This window comes from Polaribacter marinaquae (assembly GCF_038019025.1).
In the GTDB taxonomy this organism is placed as follows: Bacteria; Bacteroidota; Bacteroidia; order Flavobacteriales; family Flavobacteriaceae; genus Polaribacter; species Polaribacter marinaquae.
This window is the reverse complement of record NZ_CP150496.1, coordinates 2,001,966-2,023,222: the sequence shown is the minus strand read 5'-3', so window position 1 is coordinate 2,023,222 and position 21,257 is coordinate 2,001,966. Positions and strand designations below refer to the sequence as shown.

General features: G+C 27.7%; 24 protein-coding genes. 12 read left to right on the top strand and 12 right to left on the bottom strand.

Features of this window, described 5'->3' with window-relative positions:
- The first annotated feature begins 53 nt into the window (after positions 1 to 53).
- The 4 genes from WG950_RS09185 to WG950_RS09170 all read left to right on the top strand — a co-directional run bounded on the left by WG950_RS09185 (position 54) and on the right by WG950_RS09170 (position 2,782).
- A complete protein-coding gene (locus tag WG950_RS09185) occupies positions 54 to 980 on the top strand; it encodes a diacylglycerol kinase family protein (RefSeq protein WP_340931842.1) in 927 nt (308 codons plus the stop codon).
- Positions 981 to 1,070: 90 nt separating this feature from the next.
- On the top strand, positions 1,071 to 1,244 hold the full coding sequence (locus WG950_RS09180; RefSeq protein WP_172830869.1) for a hypothetical protein: 174 nt from the start codon (positions 1,071 to 1,073) through the stop codon (positions 1,242 to 1,244).
- A gap of 584 nt (positions 1,245 to 1,828) precedes the next feature.
- Positions 1,829 to 2,263 (top strand): ribose 5-phosphate isomerase B, encoded by a 435-nt coding sequence (gene rpiB, locus WG950_RS09175; RefSeq protein ID WP_077810667.1) that lies wholly within the window; start codon positions 1,829 to 1,831, stop codon positions 2,261 to 2,263.
- 78 nt (positions 2,264 to 2,341) lie between these two features.
- Positions 2,342 to 2,782, top strand: coding sequence for a GNAT family N-acetyltransferase (locus tag WG950_RS09170; RefSeq protein ID WP_340931841.1), 441 nt, complete (start codon positions 2,342 to 2,344; stop codon positions 2,780 to 2,782).
- A 2-nt stretch (positions 2,783 to 2,784) separates the two neighbouring features.
- Here the strand turns inward: WG950_RS09170 and WG950_RS09165 are convergent, their stop codons facing one another.
- The 3 genes from WG950_RS09165 to WG950_RS09155 are packed head-to-tail and all read right to left on the bottom strand — an operon-like array spanning position 2,785 to position 6,779.
- On the bottom strand, positions 2,785 to 5,316 hold the full coding sequence (locus WG950_RS09165) for a TonB-dependent receptor (RefSeq protein WP_340931840.1): 2,532 nt from the start codon (positions 5,314 to 5,316) through the stop codon (positions 2,785 to 2,787).
- On the bottom strand, positions 5,306 to 6,220 hold the full coding sequence (locus WG950_RS09160) for a FecR family protein (protein WP_340931839.1): 915 nt from the start codon (positions 6,218 to 6,220) through the stop codon (positions 5,306 to 5,308). The genes WG950_RS09165 and WG950_RS09160 overlap by 11 nt, the downstream gene beginning before the upstream one ends.
- Positions 6,221 to 6,269: 49 nt before the next feature.
- Complete coding sequence (locus tag WG950_RS09155) at positions 6,270 to 6,779, bottom strand: RNA polymerase sigma factor (protein ID WP_077810671.1); 510 nt, start codon at positions 6,777 to 6,779, stop codon at positions 6,270 to 6,272.
- Between the two features lie 180 nt (positions 6,780 to 6,959).
- Between WG950_RS09155 and WG950_RS09150 the strand changes: the two genes are divergently transcribed.
- The 3 genes from WG950_RS09150 to WG950_RS09140 all read left to right on the top strand — a co-directional run bounded on the left by WG950_RS09150 (position 6,960) and on the right by WG950_RS09140 (position 9,471).
- Positions 6,960 to 8,012 (top strand): hypothetical protein, encoded by a 1,053-nt coding sequence (locus WG950_RS09150; RefSeq protein ID WP_340931836.1) that lies wholly within the window; start codon positions 6,960 to 6,962, stop codon positions 8,010 to 8,012.
- 78 nt (positions 8,013 to 8,090) lie between these two features.
- On the top strand, positions 8,091 to 8,867 hold the full coding sequence (locus WG950_RS09145) for a membrane metalloprotease (RefSeq protein ID WP_340931834.1): 777 nt from the start codon (positions 8,091 to 8,093) through the stop codon (positions 8,865 to 8,867).
- Between the two features lie 16 nt (positions 8,868 to 8,883).
- Positions 8,884 to 9,471: a porin family protein gene (locus WG950_RS09140; RefSeq protein ID WP_340931833.1), complete on the top strand. Its 588-nt coding sequence runs from the start codon at positions 8,884 to 8,886 to the stop codon at positions 9,469 to 9,471.
- A 31-nt stretch (positions 9,472 to 9,502) separates the two neighbouring features.
- Here WG950_RS09140 and WG950_RS09135 read toward each other — a convergent pair whose 3' ends face one another.
- From WG950_RS09135 to WG950_RS09125, 3 genes are read right to left on the bottom strand one after another with little or no spacing between them, the layout of a single operon-like run.
- A complete protein-coding gene (locus WG950_RS09135) occupies positions 9,503 to 10,081 on the bottom strand; it encodes a pseudouridine synthase (RefSeq protein ID WP_340931831.1) in 579 nt (192 codons plus the stop codon).
- 5 nt (positions 10,082 to 10,086) lie between these two features.
- Complete coding sequence (locus tag WG950_RS09130; protein WP_340931829.1) at positions 10,087 to 12,510, bottom strand: T9SS type B sorting domain-containing protein; 2,424 nt, start codon at positions 12,508 to 12,510, stop codon at positions 10,087 to 10,089.
- Between the two features lie 15 nt (positions 12,511 to 12,525).
- Positions 12,526 to 13,317 carry an aldose 1-epimerase gene (locus WG950_RS09125; protein WP_340931828.1) on the bottom strand — a complete coding sequence of 264 codons (792 nt, stop codon included), beginning with the start codon at positions 13,315 to 13,317 and terminating at the stop codon, positions 12,526 to 12,528.
- Positions 13,318 to 13,431: 114 nt separating this feature from the next.
- On the opposite strand from WG950_RS09125, the gene recA reads away from it, so the two are divergent.
- Together recA and WG950_RS09115 are read left to right on the top strand one after the other, a co-directional pair.
- On the top strand, positions 13,432 to 14,439 hold the full coding sequence (gene recA / locus WG950_RS09120) for a recombinase RecA (protein ID WP_077810676.1): 1,008 nt from the start codon (positions 13,432 to 13,434) through the stop codon (positions 14,437 to 14,439).
- An 80-nt stretch (positions 14,440 to 14,519) separates the two neighbouring features.
- Positions 14,520 to 15,056 (top strand): GNAT family N-acetyltransferase, encoded by a 537-nt coding sequence (locus tag WG950_RS09115; RefSeq protein ID WP_340931827.1) that lies wholly within the window; start codon positions 14,520 to 14,522, stop codon positions 15,054 to 15,056.
- Between the two features lie 7 nt (positions 15,057 to 15,063).
- On the opposite strand, the gene WG950_RS09110 is transcribed toward WG950_RS09115, so the two are convergent.
- The 4 genes from WG950_RS09110 to WG950_RS09095 are packed head-to-tail and all read right to left on the bottom strand — an operon-like array spanning position 15,064 to position 16,913.
- The gene (locus WG950_RS09110) at positions 15,064 to 15,216 is read right to left on the bottom strand and encodes a PspC domain-containing protein (RefSeq protein WP_077810678.1); all 153 of its coding nucleotides are present in this window, start codon (positions 15,214 to 15,216) and stop codon (positions 15,064 to 15,066) included.
- Positions 15,217 to 15,241: 25 nt separating this feature from the next.
- Positions 15,242 to 15,607 carry a hypothetical protein gene (locus WG950_RS09105; RefSeq protein WP_340931824.1) on the bottom strand — a complete coding sequence of 122 codons (366 nt, stop codon included), beginning with the start codon at positions 15,605 to 15,607 and terminating at the stop codon, positions 15,242 to 15,244.
- 1 nt (position 15,608) lies between these two features.
- A complete protein-coding gene (gene dut, locus WG950_RS09100; RefSeq protein WP_340931822.1) occupies positions 15,609 to 16,040 on the bottom strand; it encodes a dUTP diphosphatase in 432 nt (143 codons plus the stop codon).
- Between the two features lie 6 nt (positions 16,041 to 16,046).
- Positions 16,047 to 16,913 (bottom strand): alpha/beta hydrolase, encoded by an 867-nt coding sequence (locus WG950_RS09095; RefSeq protein ID WP_340931820.1) that lies wholly within the window; start codon positions 16,911 to 16,913, stop codon positions 16,047 to 16,049.
- 96 nt (positions 16,914 to 17,009) lie between these two features.
- On the opposite strand from WG950_RS09095, the gene WG950_RS09090 reads away from it, so the two are divergent.
- Positions 17,010 to 18,005 (top strand): NAD(P)H-dependent glycerol-3-phosphate dehydrogenase, encoded by a 996-nt coding sequence (locus tag WG950_RS09090; protein ID WP_340931819.1) that lies wholly within the window; start codon positions 17,010 to 17,012, stop codon positions 18,003 to 18,005.
- A 43-nt stretch (positions 18,006 to 18,048) separates the two neighbouring features.
- Complete coding sequence (locus WG950_RS09085; RefSeq protein WP_077810683.1) at positions 18,049 to 18,708, top strand: hypothetical protein; 660 nt, start codon at positions 18,049 to 18,051, stop codon at positions 18,706 to 18,708.
- Positions 18,709 to 18,763: 55 nt separating this feature from the next.
- On the opposite strand, the gene WG950_RS09080 is transcribed toward WG950_RS09085, so the two are convergent.
- Together WG950_RS09080 and WG950_RS09075 are read right to left on the bottom strand one after the other, a co-directional pair.
- Complete coding sequence (locus tag WG950_RS09080) at positions 18,764 to 19,171, bottom strand: hypothetical protein (RefSeq protein ID WP_079737800.1); 408 nt, start codon at positions 19,169 to 19,171, stop codon at positions 18,764 to 18,766.
- A 299-nt stretch (positions 19,172 to 19,470) separates the two neighbouring features.
- A complete protein-coding gene (locus tag WG950_RS09075) occupies positions 19,471 to 19,806 on the bottom strand; it encodes a hypothetical protein (RefSeq protein WP_340931815.1) in 336 nt (111 codons plus the stop codon).
- Between the two features lie 175 nt (positions 19,807 to 19,981).
- Here WG950_RS09075 and WG950_RS09070 point away from each other — a divergent pair, with 175 nt between their 5' ends.
- Positions 19,982 to 21,250 carry an MFS transporter gene (locus WG950_RS09070; RefSeq protein ID WP_340931813.1) on the top strand — a complete coding sequence of 423 codons (1,269 nt, stop codon included), beginning with the start codon at positions 19,982 to 19,984 and terminating at the stop codon, positions 21,248 to 21,250.
- The last annotated feature ends 7 nt before the right edge of the window (positions 21,251 to 21,257 follow it).

Here is a 21,257-nt window from a genome sequence, read left to right as displayed (position 1 = left end):
AAAAACTGTTATGAATCTATTTTGTAATTTGGCTTGTTTATAATAATTTATTTATGTCTACTATTGATAAAATCAATACTAATTCTTGGTTTATAATTGCAAACCCAGCTTCTGGAAATAAAAATTTTTCTAAAATTTGGAAAAAAATTGAGCAATTACTTAAAAACAAGAATTTAGACTATTCTTTTGCTTTTACTCAGTTTTCTAAACACGAAATAGATTTGGTACAAAACGCTATTAAAAAGGGTTATAGAAACATTATATCTGTGGGCGGAGACGGAACATTAAATAATGTTGTAAACGGAGTAATGCTGCAAAGGTATGTAAAAACTTCTAATATAACTATTGGCGTATTACCTTTAGGAACTGGCAACGATTGGATTAAAACCTACAAACAAACTAATTCTATAGAAAAAGCTTTAGAAATTATATCAAAAAAAACTACAATTTTACAAGATATTGGTGTTATTACTACTGATAAAAATACTATTTATTATAATAATGTAGCCGGTATTGGTTATGACGGATATATTGTTAATAAACTAAAATATCTTAAAAAATTTGGTGCTTTATCTTATTTATTAGCAGGTATTTATGGTTTAATTTTTTATAAAAAAAGTGCATATAAGATACTTATAAACAATAAAGAATTAAAAGAAAAATGTTTAATGGTTGTATGCGGAATTTGTAAATACTCTGGTGGCGGAATGCAGTTTACAAAAGATGTTAATACTACAGATGGCTTATTAGACATAACAATTGCTAAAAACTTAAATTTTTTAGATTTAATAATTAATCTACCTAAACTTTACTCTGGTGCAATTGTAAATCATAAAAAAGTAAATACTTACAAAACATTAAAAATTACGGTAACGCCTATAAATGCTAAACCTTTTATACAAGCAGATGGCGAGTTGATAACTTCTGGTAAACTTCAAATTAGCATTATACCTAAAGCAATTAATTTTGTAATTAATTAGTTATCAAGTATAAAAGTTAAAAAAATCTTAATTTTTTTGTAACGAATCTTAAAAAGAAGCGTCTTTATAGAAAGAGACTTTTAAATTAAGATGAAAAATCTACGTAAAATTATCGGCTTATTTCTAATTATTTTTGTTGCAGGCATCTTTGTAACCATTATAACGGTAAACAAATCTCTTAACAAAATAGATCCGCAAGAAAAAAGCGTAGAAATTCAAAAAGACACCACTTACCTACTAAAAGCAGAAAAGAAAACAGTTTAATTTTTTTTTCAAAAATTTTCTCTTTCTAATTTCAATTTATTTTTTTTCGAGTTTTTCACAGTTATAAACATTCTATATTATAATTATTTTTCTTTTATAAAATTTTAAAAAAACTATGATGGTTATAATAGTGTGTGAATAGCTACTATAAATTTTATAATATTTATTTTAATATTTGAGTTATTAAAAAACGTTTACATGTTATTAGTAGTTTAAAAGCTTTAAAATCAATTAAAAAGTAGAGTTATTAACAATAGTTATAAACAGGTATTAACTAAATATTCTGAATAACTATGTTGTATTTCTATGTAAACAAATTGTAAATTTTATGTTGATAAACTTTTATCAAAAACTCATAAAAAAAGTTGCATATGTTAAACTACTCGCTGTATTGTAATAAATATTGAATTCACCAAAAATACTTTTCAGTTTTTCATTGCAACTTCTTAATATTCTATTAAAATGCTAAAAACTTAAAAACTAAAGAGTTATTAAAAAAGCTATTTTTTTGATTGTTTATAACTGTTGATAACCGTTAGTTTCTGTATTTTTGTAGTACACAACTTAATTAAAATCAATTTATTATGACAATTGCAATTGGTAACGATCACGCTGGTACAGAATACAAGTTCGAAATTATAAAACATTTAGAAGAGAAAGGATATAATGTTATTAATTTTGGTACAGATTCTAATGCGTCTATGGATTATCCAGATGCTATTCATCCAACGGCAGAAGCAGTAGAAACTGGTAAAGCTACGTTAGGAGTTATTTTATGCGGTTCTGGTAACGGCGCACAAATGACAGCAAATAAACACCAAGGTATAAGAGCTGCTTTGTGTTGGAACAATGAGTTAGTTGCATTAACAAGACAACATAACGATGCAAATATTCTTACAATTCCGGCACGTTTTGTTTCTTTACAACAAGCTATAGGTTTTGTAGATATTTTTCTTTCTACAGAATTTGAAGGTGGTAGACATGCTAATAGAGTAAGTAAAATTTCTTGCGCAGGATAATCTTTTAAAAAAATCACTTAAACTGCTATAAAATTTAGTTTGAGTGATTTTTTTAATATCTAGTAGTTTATATTAATTATGAATATCAAAGTAAAATCTTTTAACAAATTGACAGTAAACGAATTGTATGCAATTTTACAATTACGATCGGAAGTTTTTGTGGTAGAACAAAATTGTGTGTATCAAGATATAGATTTTAAAGATCAAAAATCTTTACATGTAATTGGTTTTAAAGATGATAAAATTATTGCTTACACGCGTATTTTTAAACCTGGTGATTATTTTAAAAATGCTAGCATTGGTAGAGTAGTAGTAGCAGCTTTAGAAAGAAAACATAGTTACGGGCACAATTTAATGAAAGCTTCTATAAACGCAATTAAAGAAAATTTTAAAAGCGATACAATTACCATTTCTGCTCAAAAATATTTACAAAAATTTTATGAATCTCATAATTTTACAAAAGTAGGAGAGGAGTACTTAGAAGATGGTATTCCGCATATAAGAATGGATAGAATTTAGAACTAAAAACGTACTCTAAAACTTAAATTAGGTGTAAAAGGCAACGAGTAATTATCTATTCTTCTCACATTATTTTCTTGCGATTCATCTACAATATAGTAAGAGTCTATGGTGTTTTTTCTATCTGTAATGTTAGTAAAACCAAGTCTAATTGTGGCTTTTATAGCTTCAGAAAATGTAAAATTATAACTTCCAGAAACATCAATTCTAAAAAAATTGTCTAAATTTTCTGTATTAGGGTTATCATAATTTACAATAGTTTTATCGCCATTTTGTAAGGTTTCGTTACCATCTACAGGTTTTGTATAAGGCCTACCAGAACGTAAAATTCCGCCAATAGATGCTTTTAAATTTTTGGTAAAATTATAATTAAAAGCAGTACTTAAAGAGTGTGTAATATCTAAGCTATTTGCAAATTTCTTTGGATTAAAAACACCAAATGTGTAGTTGTTTTCTGCCAACGTATAACTTAACCAAGTACTAATTGTATTAGTTTGTTTGTTAATTAAAAATTCAATTCCTTTAGTTTTATAATTACCAATAGAACTAAAATTCTGAGTGTTGTTGTAAAAACCTTGATTTGCAGTAGAAATACCGTTAACTACTTTATAAAAACCTGTAATATCTGCGTATAATTTATTTTTGGTATAAGAAATACCAAAAGAAGCTTGTTTGCTTGTTATTATTGGCGTTCTATCATTATCAGATAAAATCCATCTACGTTTTTCGATACCTAAAAAATTATCTTCAAAATCTATTTTTTGAGCTGTTGTTTGATTTTTAAACTCTCCTTCTAACTTTAAAGAATACGTTTCATTTAGTTTTTGTCTTATGTTTATTCTAGGCTCGAAAATAAATTTTTGAAACTTATCAAAATAATTAGCTCTAAAACCAACTCTAGCGTAAGTATTGTTTTTCTTATATTCAATTTCTGAATAAAAAGCACTTTTTAACAACACTTCTTTTATTGTTTTAGAAAAAGTTGGTGCGTTAATACTTGTGGTATTTTTAACGCCTATTTCGTTAAAAACAAAACCGTTTGTTAAATAAAAAAAATCAGAAAATTCATACACAGTATTTAGTTTTACCGCTGTTTCTAAAACATTGTTAAATTGTGTTTGAAACTGATCTGTATCTTTATTATAATCTGAAGAATTGATTCTATAATCAGAAATAAATGCCGAAAGATTGGTTGTAAATTTAGAGTTCCAGTTGGCTTCCCAATTAATTCTGGCACCTAAATTTTCTTGTTTTAAATTACTATTTTCTTCAATAGAATTGTTATTGTTTGTGTATTGTTCTAGATAATCTAAATTATTTTTTATGTGAATAAAGTTGGCTCTAATTGCATGATTGTAATTAAGATCGTATAAAATTTTAAACGAATAGTCGTAGAAGAAAAATTTAGATTCTGCGTTGTTAACACTGTTAGAAGCAATAGAATTATCTTGAAAACTTCTATTAAAATAATTGGTATAAGTTGGTGTGTTTAAAAAATCTGTAAAAGATCTTCTACCAGAAACATGTAATTCTAAATTATCTTTAATTGGTATTTGTACAAAAGCATCTGCACTTATCAAATTAAAACCTGCACCGCCAGAAAATTTATTCGTTATTCTATTCGAGGTTTCCATATTAATTGTTGATGAAACTCCGTCGGAAAAAACACTACTTGTACCATTTTTAGTAACCGTAACTTTTTTAGTTAAATACGGATTGTAAGCAGAAATTAAACCAAAAAAATGACCTGCATGGTACATTTTAATTCCGTCCCAAAGCATTAAATTCTGGTCGTTTGTACCACCTCTTACATTTATATTAGAAATACTTTCGTTTACACTTTCTACGCCAGGTAAAATTTTAATAGTTTTTAAAATATCGGGTTCTATTAATCCTGGTAAAATTCCGAATTTTTCTGTGTTTAAAATTGTGCTTCCATCGGCACTTTTTTGCAAGCCAGAAGTTAAAAACTTTTGCATTGTAATTTCTGATAAAATTTCTGAAGATTCTTCTAAATACAGCTGTTTACAATTAGCATTTAGAAATAATTCTTTAGCAGAAATTTCTAAGTTTTTAAAACCGATATATGATATATTTATTACAGATTTTACCGGCACATTTTGCAAATAAAAAGATCCGTTTGTATTTGATGTTGTTCCTAAATTATAACCATTTACTTTTATAGATGCTAAAGCTAAAGGCATAAGATTTTGACTTTCTAATACGTTTCCGCAGATATTTATAGTTTTATTTAAAAACGAAACTGTTACATATTTGTTGTCTAATGTTTTAAATTGTAAATAAGTTTTATCGTTTAGATAACTTAAAAGAGATTCTAAAGAAATACCTGTTTGTGGTGCTATAATTTTTATGTTTTCGATGTCATCATCAGAATAAGAAAACTTAATATCGTATGTTTTTTCTAAGGAAATTAGCAAAGAAGAAAGCCCAACTTTAGAAGACGATTTCTGAGCATAATTTATACTTGTAGTAAGTAAAAAACCTAATAAAATTATAGCTATTTTATTGATCATATGTAAAGATCGTAATTGTTTTACCATCAATCTTATAAGACAACTGCAACGGTATTGTTACCGATTGTAATGCAACATTAATATCTAAATGTGTAAAGCCACCAGAATATAAAGTTTCTAAATTAATGTTGTTAGTTGTAATTGTATAACCAAATTGATTTTCTATTTCTTTAAGTACAAATTTTAACTGTGTACTTTTAAAATTAGATTCTTTTTGTAACCAAGATTTTTCTGTTGTATCAAAAGTAGTATTAGTATCTATAATACCGTTTACAACTTTAAAAATTGTTCCTTTAGGTAATTTTACAAGTGTGTCTTTATAAGCTACGCTTACCAAACCTTCGTATGTTTTTACTTCGAAATAATTGGCTCTTTCTTTAACATTAAATTGCGTACCAAGAACGGTAACATTACCTATTTCTGTATTTACAGTAAATTTCTCACCTTTTTGTACTTTAAAAAATGCTTCTCCGTCTAGGGTTAAATTTCTATTATTTTCCCACTCTTTTTTAACATAAGAAACGTTAGAATTTGCATTTAAAATAACTTCTGAATTATCGGGTAAATTAAAGGTTTTAGTTTCTGCAAATTCTGTAGTATAATTGGTATCGTTACTATAAAGTAAAAAGTAACTAGTTGTTAACAATACTGCAATAACTGCCGCGTATTTAAAGACTTTATTAAAACTAAAAGCAATAACTTTTTGTTTTTTGGTTTTGTTTTGAGTTTTTAATTTTAAGTCTGCCAATGCATTTTCTACATTAACTTTAGGTGTTTCTATTTGCGATGTGTAATGCGCAATTTTTTCTAAAGTATCAAAACCTTCATTTTCTTTTAAACGCAGTAATTCTTCATCAGAAATATCTCTGTTTAGCCATTTTAATATGTCTTTGTTATTTTCCATTTTTTAGACTTCTATATATATAACAACTAAATGTTTATTTACCCTACTTTTAAATTCCATCTATTTTACTTCTTAATTTTTTAAGGGCAGAAGACATTCTTTTTTCTACTGCTTTTTGCGATATTTCTAGCATTTCTGCTATTTCTCTGTATTTTTTGCCGTCTATTCTATTCATCAGAAAAACTTCTCTTTCACCTTCGGTTAAGTTTTCTATGGCATTTTTAAGTTTATTTTTAAATTCTTCTTCTTCTAATAAATACTCTGGACTTTGATTGTTAACATCTAAATACGGACTATTTTTTGCATACTCGAAAACAACCTTTTCGTGCTTAACTTTATTTAAAAATAGATTGTTAACAACTGTAAATAAGTAAGATTTAGCTTTAGAAAAATCTATTTTTGCACAATTTTCCCATATTTTTATAAAAGCTTCTTGCGCTAAATCTAAAGACGTATTTTTATTGCCAGATTTGTAGTAAGCAAAGTTACTAGCAGACTGTATATGAGATGTGTAAAACTCATTAAAATAAATTTCGTCGCAAAGAGATTTATTAGTCATTGTAGGGTTTTAAATTATAAAAATAAAAAAAATAGAATACAAAGGTAGGGTAAATAAATGTGTAGTTGTTTTATTAACAGAAGGGCAAAAAAATAGTCTTTCAAAAAAAAGTAGGGTAAAATAAAATTGAGTTGTCTTACTAACAGAAACAATAAACATTTATTATTAAAACGTATTAAAATGAAAACATTAAAATTAATTACAGTATTTGCATTAACAGCAGTTTTAGGATTTACATCTTGTCAATCAGAAGAAAATACAGAAGTTGGTGCTAACCCAAACGCAAACTCTTCTACATCGCCAACAGCATCTAATTTTGAAAGAGCATCTATGAACGATGGTTCTGATGATGATTTTTTAGATGGTAATGCGTGTACAGAGTTGTTATTTCCTTTAACAGCAACCGTAAACGGACAAAATATTTCAATAATATCTGAGTTAGATTTTTCTACAGTTTTAGAAATTTTTGCAGAATTTAATGATGATGCAGATAATGTTACATTTAACTTTCCTATAAGAGTAAGAACTAGTAATTACACAGAAGTAACAGTTAATAATCAAGAAGAATTAGACGCTTTAAATGCAGCATGTGAAAATGCAGAAGCAGAAGGTAGAGATGCTATTTCTTGTATAGATTTTAATTTTCCTATTACAATGTTAACGTACGATATTGCTTTAGAGCAAACAGGTACAGTTGTTTTACAATCTGAAAAGCAATTATATACTTTTATGACTGGTTTACAAGCAGATGAATTTTTTACAGTTAATTATCCTGTAAGTGCAACATTAAGCAATGGTACAACTGTTCAATTAAATTCTGATGCAGAGTTTAGAGATTCAATTTCAGATTGTGTTCAATTTGAAGAAGAAGAAGATGAGGCTGCAACAATGGCTGCAGAAGTAGAAGCAACTTTAACAAACACACAATTTAAAGTACAAAGTTTTGTAAACGCAGGTGTTAATACTGCAGCAGATTTTGCAGATTGGTCGATAGAGTTCACAAACGATCTTAAATTAGTTGCTAAAAATAATGTAAACGCTACATTATCAGAAATAGAGGGTACCTATGCTGTAAGTTCAGATACATCAGTATTTTTAAACATTGCATTTGGTAGCAATAATACTGTTAGTGCTTTAAATAACGATTGGGTTATTGCTACTTACAGCGATACAATGGTTGCTTTACAAAGTAAAACAGATGCTAGCATTACATTAACTTTTCAGAAACTTTAATAGTAAAAAAATAATAGAATTACTTTACAATTGTTATGTAATTAATAGCAATTGTAAAGTTTTAAAGAACAATAAATAATGATAAAATTTTTATTAAAAGTATTTTTAGTTTGTTTAATAATTACATCTTGTTCATCAGAAACAGATATAATTACAGAATCAGAAACACCTATAAATGTTAATTTAAATAGACAACAAACAGGTTCTTCTGCTAACGATTTACTTTCTGCTTCTGCTTTTAAAAAAATGATTGTTGAAGTTGCTTACATAGAAGGTTTTAAACCAACAGAAACAGCTTTAAATAACTTTAAAAATTTTATAAACGATAGAACTTTTAAACCAGAAGGTGTAACTTTTGTAGAAAAATCAATAGAAAACACAGGCAAAACAACTTATACTTTAGATGAGGTTGTAGAAATTGAAAAAGTAAACAGAACACAATACAACACAAATAATACAATTGCAGTTTGGGTGTTATTTATTGATGGTAAATCATCTAAAGACACCAACCAAGGTGCAATTTTAGGAACCGCTTATTGGAACACTTCTTTTGTTATTTACCAAGAAACAATACAAGGTTTAAGCGATAGCACATTCGAGCCAAATAGAAGTCTTTTAGAAAGCTCTGTTATTCATCACGAATTTGGTCATATTTTAGGTTTAACAAATCATGGAACCGATTTACAAAGTGATCATGAAGATGAAGAACATCCAAAACATTGCATCGAACAAGATTGTTTAATGTATTGGGCCGCAGAATCTAGCCAAGGAATTGGCAATATGGTTTCTGGCGGAAGTTTACCAACTTTAGATGCACAATGTTTAGCAGATTTAAGGGCAAATGGCGGTAAATAATTTAAAATTTTAAAAAATGAAAACATTATATTTTACAATAGCTTTAATGTTTATTACAAGTATTACATTAAACGCTCAAGACAGAAAAAACTCAGCTTCGGCTGGTATTAAAGGTGGTTACAATTTATCTTCTGTAAGTTTCGACGGAACATCTGAAACTTCTAATTTACACGGATTTCATGTTGGTATTTATGGCGAATCTTACATTGGTAAACACATTGCAATTCAGCCAGAGATTTTATATTCACAACAAGGTTATAAAATAATTGATGATAACGGTACTTACACACAAAAATTAGAATATATAAATGTGCCTTTAATGTTAAAAATGTATCCAGTTAAAAGCTTTTTTATAGAAGCTGGTCCGCAAATAGGATTTTCGATTTCACACAAAGAAACTTTTGATGCTGGTTTTGTTTTATATGATACAGAACAAGAGTTTGAACCAAGTAATTTTGATTGGGGTGTAAATGTTGGTGCTGGTTTTAAAAGTGATGCAGGTGTTAGTTTAGGTGCCAGATATCATATTGGTCAAAGTGATATTTATGACCAAGACAAACCAAAAAATAGAGTAGTACAAATCTATTTAGGATTTGAATTTTAGTTAGAACCAAAAATAAAAAAGAGAAGTAATTTTACTTCTCTTTTTCTATTAAATTAGTTATTTCTTTAACGCCGCCTACTTCTAAATCTCCTAAAAGTATATCGCCAATTCTTACTCTAATTAAGCGCAAAGTTGGTAACCCAACAGCAGCAGTCATTTTTCGAACTTGCCTAAATTTACCTTCTCTAATTATTATAGAAACCCAACTTGTTGGGCCATGTCTTTCATCTCTTATTTTCTGACTTCTTAACGGAAATTTAGGATCATCAATTATAAAAGCTTTTCCGGGTTTTGTGGTATATTTCTTACCATTAAAACCTATTTCTACACCATTTCTTAATTGCTCAACTTCCTTTTCAGTTATAACACCATCTACTTGTACATAATATTCTTTTTCGTATTTTCTAGATCTAATTTCTGCGGATACTTTACCATCTGTAGTTAAAAGTAATAAACCTTCAGAAGGCACATCTAAACGACCAATTGCCATCGTTCCTTCAGGAAAATCGTACAAATCTCCTAATAATTTTTTTTTCCGCTTCGCGGGATTTATAAACTGAGAAATCATTCCCCAAGGTTTATGAATCATAAAATGATGATGATTACTCATGTATATTATTTTATTAAAGAAAAAGAACCTTTATATTTTTTACCATTTTTTAAAATTATTAAATACCAATATGAATTTGGTATTGATAGTTTACCATTAATGTTTCCATTCCAACCAATACTTATATTAGGTTTTGCTATTAATTTACCAAATCTATCATAGATTAAAATTTCACTAATTTGAGAGTTATTTTGTATTGCCCAATAGTCATTTAAACCATCGTTATTTGGTGTAAAATAATTTGGAATTTCTAAATCTGAATTGATATTAATTTTAAAACTAGTTTCATTAGAACAAGCAGCATTAGAAGAATCTTCATTGTAAATATAAACTGTTTGCGATGTATATAAGAAATCTCCTGCATTTAGCTTTGTACCATTTCCATTAGATTGTGTATAATAATTGCCATTGGTTAGTTCTGGTAGTAGATAATTATTATTTATTGAAACATCGCTTAAATTATCTACTAAAGGTTTTTGTGTTATTATAACTTTAAAACTAGTTTCATTAAAACAAGCATTGTTAGAAGGATCTTCGTTATAAATATAAATTGTTTGGGAATTATATAAAAAATCACCTGCATTTAACTTTGTGCCATTTCCATTAGATTGTGTATAAAAACTACCATTAGTTAAATTTGGAAGTTCATAACTATTACACTCATTAACATCATTTAACGTATCTACCGTAGGCTTTTGTGTTATTTTAACTTTAAAACTAGTTTCATTAAAACAAGCATTATTAGAAGGATCTTCGTTATAAATGTAAATTGTTTGTGAATGATATAAAAAATCACCTGCATTTAACTTTGTTCCCTTTCCGTTAGATTGTGTGTAAAAACTACCATTAGTTAAATTTGGAAGTTCAAAACTATTACACTCATTAACATCATTTAACGTATCTACATCAATTTTACAATCTAACTTAGCACATTCTGCTTCATTTAAAACAAAGGTGCTTTGTGCATCTTTTGTTATTGAACCCATTGGATCTGAATTGTAATAACTAACGTCATCTACATAAACGCATTTTAAATTTACATTATCTTGTATTTCTAAAAAAGAGGCTACATTAGATATTAAGTTAGCTTGATTTCTTAAATCAAGTTCAGAAATTAGTGTACTATTAACATGTAAACCATCTAAAATATTATTTGGTGGAAGAGATAACTTTGTCAAGGGATTATTTGAACAATTCAATTCGAATAATTTATCGTTTATAGTTAAATCTAATTCTGATATTTTATTAAAACTTAAATGCAAGTATGTTAAATTTAGATTATTTGAAGTATTTAATGCTGAAATATTGGTGTTTGAAGAGCCGAATAAAGTAAGCTTTTTATTTTTAGAAAGGTCTATAGTTGAAACATTAGTATTAGAAACATCTAGTTGTTTTAAATTTAAATTTTTAGATACACCTATTTTTGTAAGAGGATTGGATCCTGTAAATAAATCTATTAAATTAATGTTGTTAGAAACATCAATAGATAGAATATTGTTATTGTTTGAATAAAGTGTTTTCAAATTTATTAAAGATGACAAATCTATATTAGAGACATTGTTTTGAGTAAATTGTAAATCCTCTAAAGAAATAAAGTCTTGAATACCTGTTAAATCAGATATGTTTTCATTTGTAATATTAAGGTTTTTAATAGTATTAATATTGGCTGTAGGTACATAATTATCTAAACTACCAGAATCATAGCCTAAGTCAATAAGCTTTTGTTCAAAATTATCATCTGGTACATATGTTAAATTTTTAAAAACACTACAATTATCACTGTAAACAGTATTGTCGTCAATATCCGTCCAATTAGTAATACTATAAGATTTATTATCTACTTGTAAGCATTTTAATTCAGAATTATTAGAACAAAAGAAAGTATTAATATTTGTATTGTTGCTATTTTTTAAATTGATGTTTTCTATAATTCCGTGACTTAAATCTATATTTAAAAGCTGAGAATTTGAACTTAAATCTAAATTTGTAATACTGGTATTTCCTATTGTTAAATCTTTTAATTTCGTATTATTTTTTAAGTTAATTGTAGAAACATTTACTACAATTAAACGTAGCGTTTCTAGTTCTGTATTTTTAGAAACATCTATACTTTTAAGTGAACCATTAGAAATAAATAGGTCTTTTAATTTTATATTTTTAGAAATATCTAATTCTGTAACATCATTTACTTCTATACCTAAACGAGTAAGTGAAGTAAAGCCATCTAATCCAGTGAAATCTTTAATAGAAGAATCATTTATAAATATTTCTGTCACGGAATTTACATTATTTGTGGGAACATAATCATCTAAAGGTCCAGAATCGTATCCAAAATCAATAAGTAATTGTTCAAAATTATCATCAGGTACATATGTGTTTTGTGAACAGATATTTATACTAATAAAAATTAAAATGAAAAGAAACTTCATTTTTTTCATAAGCAATTATAATACATTTAAAATTACAGAAAATTCATTTTTACCCTTAGACAAACTCATGTTTTCTTCCGAAAATTTTTGATCTGTATAAGAAGTATATTGCGTTATTGGTTCTATACAAAGCATGTTGTCAACTTCTGTCCATAGCATAAAGTTGTTAAAACCAATTGTGGTAATTTCTAAGTCGTTTTTATTGATGTTTTTTAACGTAATTTTTTCTGTACCTAATACCGGAAAAGCGTTTGAGCCAGCTTTATAAACATCTTTTAATGTAATTTTTTCTTTACCTGCTTCTAATATTTCTTTACCAGTATTAGATAATAAAAAAGCCGGATGATAACCTAACATAAACGGCATTCCTTCTTCAGAATGTATAATAAAATCTATTTTTAGAATATCATTTTCTAAAGTAAAATGTTTTTCAAACGTAAAATTAAAAGGCCAATTAAGGTGTTCTTCTTTTGATTTAACAGGAAACTTACTATTTGTAACTAAAGTATTTTTAATGTATTCTTTTTTAAATTTTGCAGAAGTTTCATCCGAAGAAATTAAATTATAATCTAATTCTCGTAACAAACCATGCTGATCTAAAATAGCGTCGCCATTTTTTGTATGTACTCTAAAATTATTTTTAACCGTAGGACCAATTACCGGAAACATTTCATCATCAGAATTTCGCCAACCTTTATTTCCTTTTTGATGTATAAATTCTTGGTTGTTTTTTATAAAACTGATTAACTCTCCTTTTTCTATTACAACAGTAGAAAAATTGTTTTGTAAGATTACCTTGGTTTTCATTTGCATAAATAATTTGTGTAAAAATAGTATAAATTTGACTCTTTTTTTTTAGTGAATTCATCTTAGTTTTTTGTAACTTGTGGCACTTATTTAAAAATAAAACAAGCAAGATTTATGGCGGCAGATAAAGAAAAAGCAGCAAAACTTAAAGCACTTCAACTTACTCTAGATAAGCTAGATAAGACATATGGTAAAGGTTCTGTAATGAAATTAGGTGATGTAGTTACAGAAGATATAGATGCAATTTCATCTGGTTCTTTAGGTTTAGATTTGGCTTTAGGAGTAGGTGGTTATCCAAGAGGTAGAGTTATAGAAATTTACGGTCCAGAATCTTCTGGTAAAACAACTTTAACGTTACACGCAATTGCAGAAGCACAAAAAGCAGGTGGTATTGCAGCTTTTATTGATGCAGAACATGCATTCGATAAATTTTATGCAGAAAACTTAGGTGTAGATATAGATAATTTAATAATTTCTCAACCAGACCATGGTGAGCAAGCATTAGAAATTGCAGAAAACTTAATTCGTTCTGGTGCAATTGATATTGTTGTTATTGATTCTGTAGCAGCATTAACACCAAAATCTGAAATAGAAGGAGAAATGGGAGATTCTAAAATGGGTCTTCATGCACGTTTAATGTCGCAAGCATTACGTAAATTAACAGGTACTATTTCTAAAACAAAATGTACAGTTATATTTATTAACCAATTAAGAGAAAAAATTGGTGTAATGTTTGGTAACCCAGAAACAACAACGGGTGGTAATGCATTAAAGTTTTATGCTTCTGTTAGATTAGATATTAGAAGAAGAACACAAATTAAAGACGGAGACCGAGTTATTGGTAACAGTACAAAGGTTAAAATTGTTAAAAATAAAGTTGCACCACCTTTTCAAATTACAGAGTTTGATATTATGTATGGGCAAGGAATATCTAAAGTTGGTGAAATTTTAGATATTGGTGTAGATTTAGGTATTGTTAAGAAAAGTGGATCTTGGTTTAGTTACGGAGAGACAAAATTAGGTCAAGGTAGAGATGCCGTTAAAGGTTTAATTAAAGACAATCCTGAATTAGCAGAAGAACTTGAAGGTAAAATAAAAGTTGCTATCGAAAATCAAGAATAAGTTTATTTAAAAGTTCTAACTATTATAAACTGCCATAGAATTAATCAATCTATGGCAGTTTTTTATTATATTTAATTGTTATGATTAAAATTACAGAAGATCTTACATTAAAAAATATTTTACTTTCTGATGCAGAGATTTTACATACCTTAATGAAAACAGTATATCTGTCTGCATACAGTCATTTTTGGAAAGATAAAGGAGATTGGTATGTTAACTATCAATATTCTAAAGAAAACCTAGAACAAGAGCTTTTACAAGAGAATTCTTCTTATTACTTTATCTGTTGTAAGAATGAAGTAGTTGGAAATATAAGAATTATTTGGGATGAAAACTTAGAAGGTTTATCCGAAGAAAAACAATTAAAATTACATAGATTATATCTTCATAAAAAAACTCAAGGCAAAGGTTTTGGTAAAAAAATAGTAAATTGGTTAGAAAATTTAGCAAAACAAAAAGATTATAGTGTTTTATGGCTAGACGCTATGAATATGCAAGAACAAGCATTTCAGTTTTATAAAAAATTAGATTATAAATACCATTCACATACTTTTTTACCTTTCGAATTATTACACGACGAGGTAAGAAAAATGAGCCAAGTTTATAAGCTTTTATAATCTTAATTTATTCTTTAGAAAGAATTTTTACCAACCATAAAATAAAGTAAGCACCAATACCTAAACCTGCAAATAAAACAAGAAGTACAAATAGAATTCTAATGTTTTTTGCTGAAAATTGCGTTTTTGTACTTAACCATTCGCATACACCTAAAATCATAATTTAAATTTATTTAGTTTATTTATTATCCTTTAAAAGGAGGGATTTCTCGAACTAATCGTTCTATTTCTTTAACAATTTCAATTCTACTTTTAGATTTTAATTCGAAATGTAAATTTTCCCAATCTGCATCAAAAGAAACTTCTTTAGATTTAGAGTTGATGATTTCTTTTAAATTAAGAACTCTTAAATAAAAGTATCCGTTTACATCATTTTCTGGCCTATAATCTAAATTTATAGCACGCTTTAAACTGTAATTATTTAGATGTAATAAAGAGCTAGAATCTAGGTAATGCATGGTTTCTATAGAAGGATCAATTTCATAAAATAAATTCCACTCTACATGCCAACTATTTGTAATTCTTAAAGGCTGTAAATCTATTTCATCCATTTTAAACGCCTGTGCTTCCAAAACCTCCAGAACCTCTTTCTGTTTCGCTAAGTATATCTACTTCTTGCCAAACAACTCTTTCATGTTTTGCAATTACTAATTGAGCAATTCTTTCACCATCATTTACAATAAAATCTTCATTAGAAAGATTTACTAAAATTACACCGATTTCTCCCCTGTAATCTGCATCTACAGTACCAGGAGAATTTAATACGGTAATTCCCTTTTTTGCAGCCAAACCACTTCTAGGTCTAACTTGTGCTTCAAAACCGATTGGTAAGGCTATAAATAAGCCCGTTTTAATAATGGCTCTTTCTAAAGGTTTTAGTGTTATTGCTTCTTCTATATTAGCTTTTAAATCCATACCAGCAGCACCATTTGTTTCGTAATTTGGTGTAGCGTGTTTAGATTTATTTATAATTTGTACGTTCATTTTTATTTATAAATTGAATAAGTAAGTTATTGTTTCTAAAAATTCTGATTTCCAAAACGATTCTGTATGCTTACCGTTTGCAGCAACTTTAGTTTTTATATTATTTTGATTAAAACCATTATCTATTAATCTCTCGGCCATATTTTCTGTATCTGGCACCATAGAACCACCTTCTTTATCGCCAACTAATAAATACAATTTTGTGTTTTTTAGGTTTGCGTGTTGTTCTGCAAAAGAATTTACTTTGTTAGAAAACCAAAAAGAAGTAGAAAGTGCACCAATTTTACCAAATACTTTTGAATGTTTTAAACCAGCATAAAAAGAAATTAAACCGCCTAAAGAACTACCAATAATAGCCGTGTTTTCTGCAGTGGTTTTAGTTTTATAATTTTTATCTATGTATGGTTTTAATGTATTTACCAAGAAATCTGAATAAACATCTCCTTTACCGCCACCATATTTTGTGTTAGACCAAGGTGTGTATTCTTCAATCCTTTTTTCTCCGCCATTTTCTATACCCACAACAATAAAACCCTTTTTAGTTTTATTATATAAATTATCTAAAGTTTCATCAACTTCCCACTCGCCAGCAAAAGAGGTTTTTGCATCAAATAGATTTTGAGCATCGTGCATGTAAATTACAGGATATTTATTTTTTGAAGTTGTATAATTTGGTGGCAAATACACCCAAACTTTATGTGAAATTGTATTTAGATTTTTAATAACAAATTCTTTCTCTAAAATAGTAACAGTACCTTTAGTTTCGGTTTGTTTTACAAATTTAATGTTAGATTTTTCTTTGGATTGTGATGCAACTTTACAAGATGTTATCAATAAAAAAACACTAAAAAGAATAGAGATTTGTATTTTCATAATAAAGTTTGAAGTCTTACAAATATAATAATTCATACTAGCATTCATCATTAGATAGTAAATTTCTTACTTTTGGGGCATAAAATTTATAAATAAATGAATAATCAGAAAAAAATAGCGGTTATAGGTGGAGGAAGTTGGGCAACTGCAATTGTGAAGATGCTTTCAGAAAATTTAGAAACTGTTGGTTGGTATATGCGAAGCAAATCAGCCATAGATCATATAAAAAAGAACAATCATAATCCTAATTATTTAAGATCTGCAGATGTATATGCAAGTCAGTTAGATTTATCTAGCGATATTAATAAAATGGTAGAAAACTACGATGTTTTAATTTTCGCTATTCCGTCTGCATTTTTAGTTGGTGAGTTAGAAAAATTGAAGAAATCGTTAAAAGGAAAAATAATTTTTTCTGCAATAAAAGGTATCGTTCCAGAGACAGGTTTAATTGTTGGCGAGCATTTTCATAATGTTTATGATATTCCTTATGAAAAAATTGGAGTTATTACAGGGCCTTGTCACGCAGAAGAAGTTGCTATGGAACGCTTGTCTTACTTAACAATTGCATGTCAAAACCAAGAAAATGCGAAGTTAATGAGCAAATCTCTTAAAAGTTGGTATATAAAAACTAAAATTTCTGATGACATTATTGGTACAGAATATGCCGCAATGTTAAAGAATATTTATGCAGTTGCTGCTGGTATTGCACATGGTTTGGGTTACGGAGACAACTTTCAATCTGTGTTAATGAGTAATGCGATTAGAGAAATGAAACGCTTTATTAAAAAAGTTCATAAAATGAAGCGAAACATTAATAACTCTGCTTATTTAGGTGATTTATTAGTTACAGGTTATTCTATTTTTAGTAGAAACAGACAATTTGGTAATATGGTTGGTAAAGGTTACACTGTAAAATCTGCACAAATGGAAATGAGTATGGTTGCAGAGGGTTTTTATGCTACAAAAAGTGCTTTTAAAATGACAGCTCAAAATGGAGCAAACACACCAATCATTAATGCAGTTTACAACGTTTTATACAATAATAAAGACGCTAAAAAAGAATTTAAAAAGTTGACTAATAAATTAGATTAATTGTTTAATTTTGAACATTAGTATGTTATATTAAACAATAAGTATGAAAACAATACAAGAAGTTGTAGAAAGTACCATTAGAAAAACACCATTTATTGAAGAGGCGTTGCATGAAAAATTAATAAATGTTTCTTCTTTGGCTAGAATTATTTTACCAGAAGTATCTACTTTACTAAAAAAAGATGTTAAGGTTGGTGCAGTAATGATGGCAATTAACAGGCTTTCTCCTGCTAGCGAACTTCGTATTAGAAAGAATATAAAAAAGTTAGCTTTAGATTTGGGTGATGTAATTGTAAGATCAGATTTATGTGATTTTACTTTTAAAAACACACCATCTCTTTTAAAAGAAATTGCAAAAATTCTAACGAAATCATCAGAAAATTCAGATTATTTCTTAACGGTTTCTCAAGGAATTTTCGAGACAAATATTGTTACAAGTAAAAATTTACAACCATTTGTAAACGAAATATTCGAAAAAGAAACGTTAATATCTAACGTATTAGATTTGGCTTCAATTACAATCAAGTTGCCAAAAGAAAACTTAGAACAATCGGGTATTTATTACTTCATTTTAAAACAATTAGCTTGGGCAGATATTCCGTTACAAGAAATTATTTCTACTACTAATGAAATGACAATTGTTGTAAAAGAGCAAGATATCAATCAAACTTTTGCCATTTTAATGGACATGAAATTGAACTAAAAAAAAGGCTTAAAGTGTAAACCTTAAGCCTTTTTTTATATTTTTTTCTTTCTTTCTATTGTTCGTTAGAAGTAACCAAAACATCTGGTCTTTGGTAAGAATTATTTGCTGGCATAATGTTATAAATTCTTTTCACCTTCATAGTCTCACCAGTAGGCACTCCGTTATCAAATAACATTACATCTACCCACTTGTAAAAAATTGTAAATCTATCTCCAATTAATCCTTCGTCAAATAAACTAATTTTACTTGGTGATGATTTCGCTTCATCGTGAAATACAATTGCTTCTCCGTTATTAAATTCAAATTTAAAGTTATCACTAACGTTTAAACCTTTAAAAGTAGCAGTTAAAGTTTTTTCGTTACTTGTTTTTGTAGTTTCTTGTGCATTTGTACTTTGTGCATTAAAAGATAAAATGGCAACAAATAAAAAGGCAACTGTTTGAGTAAATAATTTTTTCATAATTTCTAATATTTTAAAGTTTTTATTGATTGATGACAATTTTAATTATTGTCTTTCTTTATAGATTAAGGTTTTAAAATGTATCCTTTAATTCTGATACAAAGTAACGGCCTAATTATATTTTAGATTAACCCATATGTAAAAAACGTTAACCCAAATAGAAAATACATTCAACAATTTTAACAGATTATACAACTGTATATCAGTATTTAAAAATGTTATCTTTTAAATGAACATAAAAAAAACCAGCATAAAGCCGGCTTTTCATAATTAATTCAAAATAGTTCAAATTCTAATAATTATAGTAAACTATAATTAAAAATTCTTTTAACTTTCATAGTTTCTCCTGTAGCTAAACCTTGGTCATTAAATAAATGCACATCTACCCATTTATAAGAAACTTTAATTCTTTTACCTATTAAACCTTCATCCCAAAGGGTAATAGAACCTTTAAAAGATTGGTCTTCATCATGAAAAACAATAGGGTTTCCCTTGCTGTCTTCAAACTTAAAATTATCTGAAACCGTCATTCCTTTATAAATTGCAGTTAAAGATTTTTCGTTTGATTGTGCATTAGAGCTCATACTAAATAAGCTTGTAATAATAAATACTGTTAATAATGTAATTTTTTTCATCTGTATGTTTTTTAAGGTTAATTTTATTCTTGTTCATTAATAAGACAACTCTATTTAGAATTACCCTACTTTTGTTTTAAATTATTTTAAGTTGAAAACAAAAAGAACTCAAAAGACTTACGATTTTAATTAAGAATTGGTTTTTTAAAAAGTTCAATATTTAAAATTTATCAAAATGAATAAGCTCGATCCATACGCAGCATTAAGAATTAGAGAATTTAATATTTTCTTATTTGTAAGATTTTTATTGGTTTTTGGTTGGTCTATGCAATTTATTGTTATCGAATGGCAAGTATATTCGATTACAAAAGATCCGTTATCTTTGGGTATTATTGGTTTAATGGAAATTATACCGGCATTTACAATGGCATTATTTGCGGGTCATATTGTAGATCAAAAAGAAAAAAGAAATCTATTAGCCTTATGCACAGCAGCATTTTCTTTAATTAGTTTAGGGTTATTTTTACTAACTACAGACAGTGTAATAAATAGCTGGTCTACCAACTCGATACTGTATTCTATATATGGTTTGGTTTTTTTCGGTGGATTTTTAAGATCTTTTTTCGGACCAACTATATTTTCTTTAGTTGCCTTACTTGTTCCAAAAAATATTTATCATAATGCAGCAACCTGGAGCACAAGTACCTGGAAAACTGCTTCCGTTTCTGGTGCTTTAGCCGCAGGATTTTTAATAAGTTGGATTGGTGTAGACAAAACTCTTTGCTTAGTTTTTATTTTAGTAATTTTATCTTTAATTTTTACCTTTTTAATTAAAAAGAAACCGATTTTAAATAAAAAAATAGGTGAACCAATGAAAGAAAGTTTAAAGGCAGGAATTAGTTTTGTCTTTAAAAACAAAGCAATTTTAGGCGTTTTAACTCTAGACATGATTGCTGTTTTATTTGGAGGTACAGTTGCTATTTTATCTGTATTTGCACAAGATGTTTTAAAAGTTGGTCCAGAAGGTTTTGGTATTTTAAATGCTTCTATTTCTATGGGAAGTATCGTAACAATGTTTTTAACAACATATATTCCCATTAATAAAAATACAGGTAAAAAAATGTTAGTATCTGTCTTTATTTTTGGACTTAGTATAATTGCCTTCGGATTATCTTCTATATTTTGGGTAAGTATTCTGGCGTTGTTTATAAGTGGTGCTGCAGACGGAATATCGATGGTTATTAGACAAACCATTTTACAGTTAAAAACACCAGACGATATGCGAGGTAGAGTTTCTTCTGTAAACTCTATGTTTGTTGGTTCATCGAACGAATTAGGTGCTTTTGAGAGTGGTTTAGCTGCAAAACTTATTGGCCCAGTGGCGGCCGTAGTTTTTGGTGGAACAATGACTTTATTAACTGTTGGTGTAACCGCTTTAAAAAACCCAGTTTTAAGAGATTTAGATTTAACAGAAGAAATAGAAAACAATCAAAAAGAAGTTTAAAAAAAAG